The following is a 12,881-nucleotide window of genomic DNA, read 5'->3' on the forward strand; positions in this document are numbered from 1 at the left end:
GCATTCACTCCCCTATTCGGTGGCCGAAAACGGTGGTTGATAGAGATAAAGAAACAAAATCTTCTTTTCTATCTTTGAGACATCTTTGGTTAATTATTTGCTATGCACAATCTATATTTCCTAGCGGAAATGTTCTTATTCAGCCTATTATTACAACCAATAGTAGCGCTTTCTCAAGCAGGGAACTTCGGTCTCATTGATACAACAGGCCAAGTCGTTATTCCATTTGAGTATACTTCTCTCAGCCATCCATTCGATAACAGGGTCGTTGCTTATAAAGATGGTCTTACAGGTGTTTTTGATACGCAAGGAACACTCATCATTCCTTTCGACACTCCCCATATCTCCAGCTTTGACCAAAGCATGGCAATCTATTCTATTGGGCAAGAATGTGGCTACATAGACACCATTGGTACCATTAAAGTTCCGGTGGCCTATGATCGCTGCAACCCTTTTCTTGACAGCCTGGCCTGGGTAGGAAAAAACACGGACAAAGGCCTACGATATGGCGTAGTAAACAACCAAGGACAACTCGTCATCCCTTGCGTTTATGAGCAGGCTGGTTCACACTTATACATGAATGGGTTATTTAAGGTAAGCCAACAAAACAAGTATGGTCTAATTGATCGGAAAGGAAACCCAATAACGCCTATCAAGTATAGTGAAATAGGGACTTTCTCGGAAGGGCTACTTCGTGTACGAGAAAACGGCTTATTTGGTTTTATAGATAGTACAGGAGCAGAAGTCATCGCCTGTCAATTTCAGCGTGCAGGATATTTTAATCATGGTTTGGTCTATACACGCAACCAACAAGAGGAAGTGTATCGCAACCGACAACTAGAACCTGTAATAGATATTACGGGATGGAACCTCTTAACTGGTTTTTCCAAAAATGGGTTGGCCCAATTCAAAGAAAACGAGCTTATCGGTTTTCGCAATCGTGCAGGTGATGTGGTTATAGAGCCACAATATGATGTTGTTAGCATATTAGAAAACGGGCGCTCAAGGGTCGTAAAGAACGGTTATAACGGAGTGATCGACGCCAATAAAGATGTCGTCATTCCCATTGTCTACCATTCCATAAATTCCGATAGTGATGGCATTATCATCGCCCGTAAAGGTGATCATTATGGCGCATTGGATACCGTCGGGAAAGTAGTTATTCCGTTTACATTTGAGTATATCGAGAGGTTTCGAAATGGCCAAACATATTCCTTGGCTAAAAACAATGGTACATACGGTGTTATCAATAAACAAGGAGAAACTCTCATTTCATTTAGTTACAAAAACGTTCCCGACTTACGCTTTCCTCATGGACTCTGCCCTTTTGAAAAAGAGGGTAAAATGGGCTACCTTAATTTGCAAGGCGATGTCGTTATTCCTTTTGAATACCTTACAGCAAGGGCCTTTTCTGACTCTGGTGTAGCGGTTTGTAAAAAGGCTGATTAGCACCAACGTCCGTTAAACAATGATTACCTAACTAGATATTCCCGACAACAATGGCTTCACCAACCCAGCTTGCAAAACAATTTCGCGAAGTATACCTCAACGGCGACTGGATCGCAAGAACGAACCTAAAAGCCGAGGTGGAAGATATAGACTGGAAACTAGCTACTACTCCTGTGAAGAAGCTAAACACCATTGCTCTCCTTGTTTTTCACATGGATTATTATGTAGCAGGCCTGCTTCAGGTACTCGAAGGAGGTTCCCTCGATATTAGAGATAAATACAGTTTTGATGCCCCACCCATCCAATCCCAAAGCGAATGGGAGGCACTACTCAATAAGGTTTGGGAAAATGCCGAACAGTTTGCCACCAAAGTTGAGCAACTGACTGAGCAACAACTCCAAGCTCCGTTCGTGAAAGAAGAATACGGCACCTACGAACGTAATATAGATGCCATGATTGAACATGGGTATTATCATCTGGGGCAGATTGTGTTGCAGAAGAAGATGTTGTTGGATAAATGACAGTGGCCTTAAAATAAAGGAATTGGAAATCTCTATAAAATCACTTTGGACACACCAAGGAATTCAGAAGAGGTAAAGTCTATTTTTTGGGAGAAGAGAGCTTTAGTGAATTAAAAAACAACATTTACCCCCACCTTAAATCAAAATCTTCCTCACACCCAAATCCCCATACAAAAGCCGCTGAAGAACAATGATTCTTCAGCGGCTTTATTAAAAGTACACCCTGTAGCTTTTGCGGGCTTTAGTCCGCACAGACAGGAGTGTTCTAGCGGGCTAAAGCCCGCGAAACCTATATCCCTTTACTGCTTCACAATACGTACCAACCGCGCTACGCGGTCATCGAGGAAGCGTACAAAGTACACACCATCAGGGTAAGCATAAAGCGAAAGAGAACCAATATAGCGGCTATCGTACTGAGTCAGCTGTGACTGGTACAAGAGGCTACCTTTTCCGTCATACACCTGCACAGGTAAGAAAACGGTATTGGTCTCCAATCCAGGAAGTTCAATCTGGAAAACGCCCTCCGTTGGGTTCGGGTAAACCAAGATCGGAGTTCCTGAGATGGTGGTTAGATTATCGGTAGAGATAATCACATCTAGCATAATGTTTACATCCACAGAACAACCCAGTGCATCCTCAATCGTCAGCATGTAGTCACCAGCGCTCAGGTTGTCAAATAATGGCTGCCCCTGGGTATTATTACCCAATTGGTAGGTATAAGGTGGTACACCGTTCACAACCAATACTTCAATTTGCCCATCACTTGCACCTACTTCTGACTCTCCCATTACGGTAGCGGTAGAAAACTCTAGTGTACAGCTGGCAATAGTTGCCATTTCGGTGTAAGTACAGTCACCTGCCCCCAAGATTACGATCTCGTAATCACCAGCAGCTAAGCCTGTAAAGAAGTTCTCCTCTTGAAAAGTCATGCCACCATCGACACTGTATTCAAAAGGACCTACACCGCTAGAAGCGATAATCAAGATGGTACCATCTTCAACCCCTGGTGCCGAAGTTGGTGCTACTTCCACATCACCCGCAAGGGTACACGTGTAAGTGGCACAGAAATTATTGGTTTCGCTGAAGCCAAAATCACCATCACTGGTCAATAAGGGTAAGCCTTCTTCGTCGGTAATTTCGTAATTACCTTCTCCGTACTGACAGCAAATACCATCACCATAGGAATCATACATCGTAAAGACGTAACAGGCCTCGGGGTCAAGGCATAATCTTTCTATCTCCAGCGTAGACTCCTCATCATAAGGGCCGCCTTCGTAAAGGATTTCACCATTTTCGTTGGCCAATTCCCAGGTAGTTTCTTCGGGGTATTCATCCGTAAGAATATTCAACGTGGCCTGAACGCCATTCAGGAGTACCTCAAAATCACGGCTAAAGCCATCATTTTCTGGTCGCTGATCTGGCGAACCGTTAGGCATTGTGGCCGCTACATTCAGGGTGTTGACCCCATCAGCAGCAGTGGTAACCGTAAGGTTGATAATGGTGAACTCACCACTAGCCAGTACTCCTTCCCACATAATAGGGTCGAGTGCCGTGCCATTTAAAACTGGCGTAACCAACGAGTTCATTAAAGTATCGGTGCCCAGATTGGTAAGCACAAGCGTAACGGTAGTCTCGCTACCACAAGTAATTCCAGCATTGGTATTAATACCCGTTATAGCTGCATCAAGGCGTGGCAAATGGCTCACTACAACATCAAGTGTGTCATTCCGAGGTTGGTCATCACCTTCGGTATGTACAAATATTGTAAAAGGATAATCACCAATTACGGATAAGTCTTCGGTGGTAGCGAAGGTATGAGTATAGGTACTGTCAGGAAAAAGGGTGTACATCAGGGTATCAATCACAGCAGTATTGCCATTAAAAACATAGCCTACGCTAAAGTTCTCTAAAGTATCCAAGCCCTGATTGATGACCTCCATCTGGATAGCCTCCGTAGCCGTAAGTTCTGGAGCCGTTAGTGGGCTGCGCAACGCCAACGGGGTAAGGTCCGTCGTATCCTTGCGTAAATCAAAAGCGACAATACGGGTACGTGAACCATTGGGGCCAGCATATTCGGTGGTATACCAAAAGGTACGATCATTAATAGGATCAATCGACATGTGCGCATAATCACCAAAGCGAGTTCCTGAATTAATGGTGCTTTGCCCGTCTACGACATTATATTCCTCAAAGGTCATTTCTCCTAACGGGTCGTTTGCACGGCGGCCAGTAAAGCGGACGCCTACGTAAGTGTCTTCGCTACTCACGTTGTACGCCAAGCCAATATTACCGTCGCTATCCATGGCTATACCTCCCATAAAGCGGTGCAGACCATCATCTGGTGCCCAGGTCCCTTCCTGGTAAACGGCCCAATCTTCGCCTGGGTAACGACGAATTTCTGTCCAACGAATACCTGAAAGCTCATTACCATCAACATCAGTCATAAAATTCATCACCATGGTTTCGTAATCGCCGAAATTGCGGTAGATGGTCTGATTCATAATAACTTCCGGAATGCCGTCCAAGCCATTGCCACCCAACTGTGGGATACAGGCAAAACCACCACCTGCGGCAGCACAAGCGTAGGCGTCATAAGGAGCTGTCACAACACTGGTATTGGTAACCTCTGTCAGGTCAGGATCATCCCAATTGAGTTTGATGCTATACACCTCAATCGCGTCCTCCTCATTACCACTCCATGAAGAATCGTTAAGGGTAACAATCAATGGCTCATCACTAGGTTGATCTGGCCCCGTCCAATCAACAGGCGTAGCAACGGTAAATCCGGATTCTGTATTTCCGGTACCGGGTAATCCTATCCGCTGAATAGGAACCATAGCGGCACCATCCAGGATTGCTTGGCGATCAATAAAGTAAGCATGCAGCGTATTCGTTCCACCTTCATTGGTTGTTACCGAATAAGCGTTGCCCCAAATACCATACTTCGGGTAATCTGGAAAACTGGGGGTAGAAAAACTATAAGCATCCCACTCTCCTAGTGGATCATCCGTAGCAGAAATAGCCACTAAAAGGCGATTACCATTGGGAAATTCTGTAATCAACCAACGCTCTGCCTCTTGATCGTAAAGAACGATAGGGTCACCTGCCGATGAGAAACCAATACTGCTCCAAATGGTATTGGCAGCAAAAGAAGTGATAATATTCCCTTCCTTATCGTAAACACCTAACTGGGTGGCATTTACAGCCTGAAGGTAGTGGTTGCGCCCCACATCACCAGAAGGATCATGTGGCGAAGACCCTGTAACAAGGCCATTAATATTTACCAAAGGCTCTGCGAAGTTACCTCCTCCGGTAATACCGGTTTGCCGGACAAGGTCAGGCCCAATGTACTGTCTCTCCGGAAAGAGAACGGCTTGCTTGCCGCGCCCTTGAAAGTTCTTGGGTACCGAACGAGGCTTCTTACCCATTTTTCGACGTTCCGGGTCGGTTGCAGGCACCGGAATCAGCGTCCTGACTGCCGGGATATGCCCTAGATATTCCGCATAGGTCTGCTCTACAGTAGCGTCAATTTTTTGAGCAGAAGTGTTGTTTTGAGCGAGGGCTAAATTAGCCCACAAAAGTCCTGCCATCAGCAAGACCATACTAGTCTTAGTCATATAGTGAATAGTTGATAATATGTTGGCGTCGGGAGGTAACTGGCAATAGCTGGTTACAAACGCGAATCTAAAACAATTGTGCCGGGTCTTCGATATTCAAAAGAGCATTTGTCTTTTAGGGAACGGAATTTAAGGAGATTAGCACGTTTAAATGTATGAATATTGATTCTATTTGCGAATGAGCAGTGGCTCGTTAGGAGCTTCATACGCTGGGGATCGGTGCTCCTGATGAGAGCTGATCATACCAATGCGATCATACGGTTGAGCCAAAATTGCTGAATAGATAGGGCGTCCAAGACAGACTACAACCCGGGCTTTACGAACATATTATTTAAGTGGAGAACCCACCTCCTACCCTGAGAGCCGACCCCGCCAGCGGGAATTCCACCCCCGGCTCTGCGAGCCGACCCCGCCAGCGGGGTACATGGGCGGGCCGTGGCCCGTGAAGATTTGGAGCGCAAGGCGGAGCCTAAAGCTCGGCGGACGGAGGAGCAGGACCAAGGATGGGCGGACCGCAGGGACAGACAGCCTGGTGCCCAGGACCGAAAGGGACGAAGGCAGGGCCCATAACTGGCATTTTACACCTTCATTTTGTTCTCTTGAAGTACGACGCGCATATTCTCTAAAAGGAAATCTGCATTTTCTTGAGAAAAACACATGGGCGGTTTAATTTTCAACACATTATGTAAGGGACCATCGGTACTCATGAGGATACCTCGTTGGCGCATACGGTTGGCCAGGTAGCTCGCTTGGTGGGCTGCGGGAGCCTGTGTTTCCGGGTCTGTGATCAGCTCGATACCTTGAAAAAAGCCGGGACCGCGAACATCGCCAATGATCGGAAAGTCCTGCTGCAGCGCGAGTAAACCTTGCCGTAGATGAGTGCCCACCTGTTCTGCGTTGGTTTGGAGATTCTCTGTCTTGATGACCTCCAAGACGGCGCGACCGATAGCACAGGAAACGGGGTTGCCGCCGAAGGTGTTGAAAAATTCCATGCCATTGGCGAAAGCGGCCGCTACTGCTGGTGTGGTGACCACCGCCGCCAGCGGATGACCATTGCCAATGGGTTTGCCCAAGGTGACGATGTCTGGCACGACGCCTTGCAGCTGAAAGCCCCAGAAGTGCTGCCCTACCCTACCGAAACCTACCTGAACTTCGTCGGCTATACACAAGCCTCCGGCGGCGCGCACCATTTGGTAAGCTGCGGAGAGATAGCCTTGCGGCAAAACGATCTGCCCTCCACAACTGAGAATGCTTTCGGCGATGAAGCCGGCAATGTTACGCCCTTTCGATTGTACCTGCTGAATGGCTTCCTGAATATGATTGGCGTACAGCTGGCCCGCCGTGCGTGGATCACGATAGCGACCGCGAAAAGTATCTGGCATGGGTACGATATGCGTATGCGGAGGAGCCCCCTGGCCGCCTTGTCCATCAAATTTATAGCTACTGATATCGATACAAGCCCCAGTGTTGCCGTGGTAGCCGACCTCTACGGCGATCATATCCTGCTGCTGTGACCATATTTTGGCCATGCGCAGCGCCAACTCATTGGCTTCGCTACCAGAGTTGACGAAATGCACCACCGATAACCCTTCGGGCATCGTAGCGGCTAATTCTTGGGCAAACTGCACCAAATTGGGGTGTAAATAGCGGGTATTGGTATTCAGAACCGCTTGTTGGCGCTGCGCAGCACGTACGACCGTGGGATGCTCATGCCCTACATGGGCCACATTGTTGACGGTGTCGAGGTAACGGCGGGCATCGGTATCGTAGAGGTAAGTCCCAAAGCCGCGGACGATATGCAATGGTTGCTGATAGGAGATACTCAGGCTACGGCCCAACTTCTGCTGGCGAAGGGGTAATATTTCGTTGGCGGTCAAGGTCGTTTGTGGCCATTGTGGCAAATCTGGATAGAACAACTGTGGATCGGGGCAATTGCTCAGCCAGGTAGCCCTTTCGTCGGGGTAAGCGACGCCGGGAAAATCTTGTTCATTACCTAGCAAGTCGAGAATAATTTGAAAATGGAGATGCGGTGGCCAGTTGCCGTTTTCAGGGGCAGGGCCGATGGTAGCGATTTGTTGGCCAGCGACTACTGTTTGTCCGGTCTTGATATTTGCCAATGACGAACGGCTGAGGTGACCATAAAGGGTATAAAACGTGAGTGAATTACTGACTTTGTGTTCGAGGATAATGGTAGGGCCATAATCGCGTTCGCCAGCATTGTCGGCAGCACTAAAAACAGTGCCCGCTAAGGGCGCAAAGACGGGCGTTTCTGCATTACCCCAAACATCCAGGCCGAGATGAACGGTTCGCCACTGAGCGCCGCTGTTGCCCATGACTTGGTAAGCATCAGTCGTATAAAAAGGGCGAATTTCCGCATAGCCTCCAACTCCCAAATCGGCTTCGGCTTCCGCCAGCATCCGGTCTACTGTTTTAGCAAAAGGCTTGATGGTGAGGAAATTTTCGTTGTTGCCCAAATCCAGGCTGCCCACGCTTAAATCTAAAGGAATTGTAGACTTTCCTGCCCAGGTCATGACGGGAGCAAAGGAAGGAGAGGTGGCTAACCATTCATTGAATTTTTCCCTTTGCGGAACGGGCTCCCAGCCGCAAGCTTCCCGCAGACGATAATGGGCCAAGGCTGGCGGGATCTTTCGCCATTTTTGCAACACGTCCCAAGCGGGTTGGGCACTGACTTGCAAGTAGCTATTGTCTGGTTCTGCTTGCTGATTGTGGGCCGCCGAAGCGACGGTTATGAGCAAGCGGGCGGCAATCATATCGAAGAGCACCTCTACTTCTTCCTCCGAAAGCGGCTGTATATCGTGAAAGCCTTTGGTGAGTTGGCAGGCCGCTGTGAGTGGATCGGGCAGGCCCATCGCGCCGTAGGCGCAGGCGATAGCCAATTCGTTGACGAGGTGCGTATGGAGTGTATCCCCAAAGTCGATCACGCCACAGATGGCTGGATGCTCGCCGGCGTCATTGACCAAGAGGTTCTGCTCATGAGCATCATTGTAATTGACCGTAGTACGGAGTGATGCCAACTTGGGCTGGGTGATTTCTTCAAACCTGTCCCAAAAATAGCTGGCGATTTCTTGCTGTGCCGCTGTCGCAAAAAGGGGTAGGTATTGTTGAGAGAACAGCGTCTGGCTGGGGTCCCATTTATAAAAACGGTGTGCCTCGGTGTGATCGAAATCGGAGAGGGCGCGATTGAGCAGCCCGCAGGTAGCTCCCCATTGGTGGAGCAGTTCTGGGCTGCGAGGATTGATATCATCCAGTAAGCGCCCGCTCACCCAAGATTGAAGTCGGATAAAGTGAAGGTTGCCTTCCTCGCTCGTCACCTCCAGCAAGTGCTCACCTGATAGGCTGGGAATCATGTGTGGTACAGACCAAGGGAGCGGCTGTTTGTTGAGGTGCTCCAATATAGCGACCTGAAACTCTAGGGTCGCCCGTGCCGCTACGCTACGACTGATTTTGAGGGTATACTCCTCCCCCGCCGGAGTTTGCAGGTAGAAGTTGAGGTCGACCTCGCCGGCGAGGGGGCGGGTGGTGACGGTGAGACCGTAATGGGTTTTGACCAGGGAGGTGACTTCATCAAGATCACGAAAAGAATCGGAGGGCAGGTTCTTNGCCATAGGTTACTAGACATTCGTTGGAGAAGAAGAAGGGCAAAGGTAGGTAATGTGAAGAAAGCTATTCCATTGCGATCACATGATAACTACTTCAAGGGTCTTTTCCTTTTTATCCAGCGTGAGAATCGTAATCTTCCTATCTGTATTGGGCCAAATAAAATATTTCCGCTCGCCGTGAGGAAGAGTGATTTCCTGCAGTATGCTGATGAACGACGAAACCACCCATAACTCCCGCAATTGGAGGTTGTTCCGTAAGATGGTGATCTTCAGGGATTTTCTTTTCGTGATAATTAGGGAATACAAGTTCAGCGGATCTTAGCTTCTTACCCGACTCATCAAGGATTTCCAACCATTGTCGCTCTTCCTCATCGTCGGCAAAAACGACTCCAAAATGACCATCCTGTAGGGCAATGCCTTTGATGAACGATTTTTCACCAAGTCGAATACGATAGGTTAACATCGGTTGGAGGTTCACATCCACAATCGTGAGCAAGTGATCCATCAGCTTATCGTCCTTGCTCGTACGCTCTCCAGTTACGGACAAAAAGTAATAAGCTTCAGTTTTATTCTCTTTCTGGACATAGCCGACATTACCACTTGTAATTTCGGGAATGCCAGGAATGGTGAGGGTTTGTGTCAAGGCTAAAAAATTGGTTGCTGCCCAAAAAAATAGTGTGTAGAGAATTGGTAATATTTTTTCATCGCGAGCGCTTTTTCTTAGGTTAAAATTAAGTAAAACCTATTTGTCATTGGTTATCTATCTGAGGGTAAATTAAACAATATGCTGTGAAAAGAAAAGCTTCCAAAGAACCTATATCATAATTGGCCAAGCAACATTTCGATGACAAAAAACCGGATAACACACTGAAATACAACCAGATAAACCAACAACACTCAAGATCCCCTTGGGAGGGGACCCACCCGTTGCCTGAACGCCAGCCCAATTCACTACCGATAGGTAGCACAGAGCAAACCACCACCATTTACTCGCCAGACGAGTAACCTAATAATAAAAACAAAAAACCGCTGAAATTCCTATCTGACCTCGTAGCAAAAAGAAGTCTAAAAGACTACGGATAGGGATAAGTACCTTCGAGTATTAACTGACAATGGTCTATCAAGCCAGGAAATACCAATCAAAAGTATCAAAATAAAAAATAAAACACAAATAAATTTACACAAGTTTTTATTCCACTCCAAACTACTTATCCCAACTTCCCCTTAAACCACTCTCTCTTACTTTTGTTAGGCTATACATCATTCATCAAAAACAAAGCTTTTGCGTACTGTCATTATTGGAGCCGGTATTGCCGGACTCGCCGCCGCCGTCAGGCTTGCTGCTCAGGGACATGAAGTAGTTGTTTTTGAGTCGGAGGAAGGCCCTGGCGGGAAGCTCTCAGAGTTTCCCCTAGGCGATTACCGTTTTGACCTTGGGCCTTCTTTGTTTACTATGCCTCAGTATGTCGACGAGCTTTTTGAACTTGCGGGGGAAAAACCCAGAGATCATTTCTCCTACCAGCGTTTACCGATTGTTTGTAATTATTTCTGGGAAGATGGTACACGCATTCATGCTCATGCCGCAAAAGAAGACTTTGCAAAAGAAGTAGAAGAAGTACTTGATGTACCCGCAAACAGGATCACCAGAATATTAGCCGATGCTGAGAAGAAATACCATGTCTCAGGACGTACCTTTTTGGAAAAGAGCCTTCATAAACTGAGCACCTGGACCAACCTGGAGGTGTTGAAAGCCTTGTTCAAAATTCCTCAGCTGGATTTGTTCAGGTCGATGGATGCGGTGCACCGGCGACAACTTCAGCACCCTAAGTTGGTGCAGCTGTTCAATCGCTTTGCGACCTACAATGGCTCCAATCCCTACAAAGCGCCCGGATTATTGACGATCATCCCGCATTTTGAGCATCACTTTGGGGCTTACTTGCCCGATGGGGGGATGTATAGCATCAGTCAATCTGTCTATGATTTGGCTTGCCGTCAAGGGGTGAAGTTTCATTTTAATACCAAAGTAGACGAGATTTTAGTCTCGAATGGTTCAGCTAATGGTGTCCGCACTGGCAACGAAACGCATGCTTTCGATCAGGTTGTCAGTAATATGGATGTGTTCTTTACTTATCGGAAATTACTTCCGCAGCAGCGGCAACCTGAGCGTATCCTAGCGCAGCAAAAATCGACTTCGGCCCTAATTTTTTACTGGGGTATCAAAAAGACCTTTCCAGCGCTCAACTGTCACAACATCCTCTTTAGCGAAGATTATCCCGCCGAATTTGCGGCCATGGAAAGAGGAGAAATGTCTAATGATCCAACGGTTTATATCAATAAAACCAGCCACCTTGTTCCCGGTGATGCCCCAGAGGGTTGTGAAAACTGGTTTGTCATGATCAACGCGCCCTGTGATGCGGGCCAGGATTGGCAGCTCCTCCAACAGCAAACCAGAGAACGAACGATCGCCAAAATCAACAACATTCTCGGAGAAGATATCGAACCTCTGATCGAAGAAGAATGGGTAATGACACCACCGGTTATTCAAACCAAAACCGGCTCGCACCTAGGCTCACTTTACGGTACCAGCTCCAACAGCAAAATGGCAGCGTTCATGCGGCACCCCAACTTTAGTCACCGCATCAGCAACCTGTTTTTTGTTGGTGGCAGCGTTCACCCCGGTGGAGGGATTCCGTTGTGCTTGCTCTCCGCCAAGATCATGAGTGAGATGGTAGATAATAGCCACTAAAACACCAAAACACAGAACTCCACAAAAAAACAGGCGCATTTTAAGCCAGGTCATTTCTTATCACATAGGCAGATAGTTCTTTTAACACATAGTCATATAGAATTATCTCTCATTTGGTGGTATCATCCCTTAACACCACCCAGGTTTGGACAACAGCCAGACAAGAAACGAAGATGATTGCGACTCCGATCAAAATGGGAGACGGGAACAAAAACACCAGTGCAAAGGCTAAAAATGCCAGGGTAAATATCCACACCGATTTCGCGTAAAGGCCCATATAGCAAGTTTTTCAACCTAACAACAGTAGTAGCAAACGGTTTATTTTCCACTTTTAAAGCCATCATCTAACCTTTACACTTATCCAACCTTTACACCTTTACACCCATCCAACCCTTACACCCTGTTAAAGAGTAATCTCCAAATGCCGGCGCATGATCGAATGATGGCCGAAATCGTCCTCCATGCTATAGGAACAAATGAGCCACACTTTCTGCCCTTCACTAAGATCGTAGTGGAAGTCATCCTGAATACTGGTGTCAATTGAAAACTGGAAAGAGGTCCCTTTGGCATCTTCTACACCCTGATAGTTCTTTACAGCCACTTCGCCTCCTAGCATTTTTACAGGTTGAGGATTGCCAAAACCTACGACAAAAAATTCCTCCATATTAGTACCTGTTTCTTCTACGGCTCCCATTACAAGGTTGGAATTTACGACATCATTATTGGCATTAAAACCCAATCCGACCCAGCCCTGGTAAGGAGAATGCAACTTAAACGTCAGCAAGTCACCTTCGTAGGTCCATTCTACTTGCATACCTTCAATTACAAAGTAGTTGGCAGTGGGAGAGGGTACCGCAGATAGGCTTCCAAGCGCAAGTAATAGCAGACCTGCATTCATCAAAATTGATTTCATAGGAGATTCTTTGAT

Annotated in this window: 7 protein-coding genes; 3 read left to right on the forward strand and 4 right to left on the reverse strand. The window is 47.2% G+C overall.

All coding sequences use genetic code 11. The features are described 5' to 3' along the window. Positions 1–102 precede the first annotated feature (102 nt). Together A3EU_RS0107020 and A3EU_RS0107025 are read left to right on the forward strand one after the other, a co-directional pair. The gene (locus A3EU_RS0107020) at positions 103–1,449 is read left to right on the forward strand and encodes a WG repeat-containing protein (protein WP_083937296.1); all 1,347 of its coding nucleotides are present in this window, start codon (positions 103–105) and stop codon (positions 1,447–1,449) included. Positions 1,450–1,499: 50 nt separating this feature from the next. After that, positions 1,500–1,970, forward strand: a complete 471-nt coding sequence (locus A3EU_RS0107025; protein WP_020535429.1) for a DinB family protein — start codon at positions 1,500–1,502, stop codon at positions 1,968–1,970. Between the two features lie 299 nt (positions 1,971–2,269). On the opposite strand, the gene A3EU_RS0107030 is transcribed toward A3EU_RS0107025, so the two are convergent. The 3 genes from A3EU_RS0107030 to A3EU_RS0107040 all read right to left on the reverse strand — a co-directional run bounded on the left by A3EU_RS0107030 (position 2,270) and on the right by A3EU_RS0107040 (position 9,850). Further along, the gene (locus tag A3EU_RS0107030) at positions 2,270–5,587 is read right to left on the reverse strand and encodes a T9SS type A sorting domain-containing protein (RefSeq protein ID WP_020535430.1); all 3,318 of its coding nucleotides are present in this window, start codon (positions 5,585–5,587) and stop codon (positions 2,270–2,272) included. A gap of 578 nt (positions 5,588–6,165) precedes the next feature. Then, positions 6,166–9,213: an aminotransferase class III-fold pyridoxal phosphate-dependent enzyme gene (locus A3EU_RS0107035; protein ID WP_020535431.1), complete on the reverse strand. Its 3,048-nt coding sequence runs from the start codon at positions 9,211–9,213 to the stop codon at positions 6,166–6,168. Positions 9,214–9,346: 133 nt separating this feature from the next. After that, positions 9,347–9,850, reverse strand: coding sequence for a hypothetical protein (locus tag A3EU_RS0107040; protein ID WP_020535432.1), 504 nt, complete (start codon positions 9,848–9,850; stop codon positions 9,347–9,349). 639 nt (positions 9,851–10,489) lie between these two features. Here A3EU_RS0107040 and crtD point away from each other — a divergent pair. After that, a complete protein-coding gene (gene crtD, locus A3EU_RS0107045) occupies positions 10,490–11,953 on the forward strand; it encodes a 1-hydroxycarotenoid 3,4-desaturase CrtD (protein ID WP_020535433.1) in 1,464 nt (487 codons plus the stop codon). Positions 11,954–12,356: 403 nt separating this feature from the next. Here the strand turns inward: crtD and A3EU_RS0107055 are convergent, their stop codons facing one another. After that, positions 12,357–12,866 carry a DOMON domain-containing protein gene (locus A3EU_RS0107055; protein WP_020535435.1) on the reverse strand — a complete coding sequence of 170 codons (510 nt, stop codon included), beginning with the start codon at positions 12,864–12,866 and terminating at the stop codon, positions 12,357–12,359. Positions 12,867–12,881: the final 15 nt, after the last annotated feature.

Source organism: Lewinella cohaerens DSM 23179 (assembly GCF_000379805.1).
GTDB classification, from domain to species: Bacteria; Bacteroidota; Bacteroidia; order Chitinophagales; family Saprospiraceae; genus Lewinella; species Lewinella cohaerens.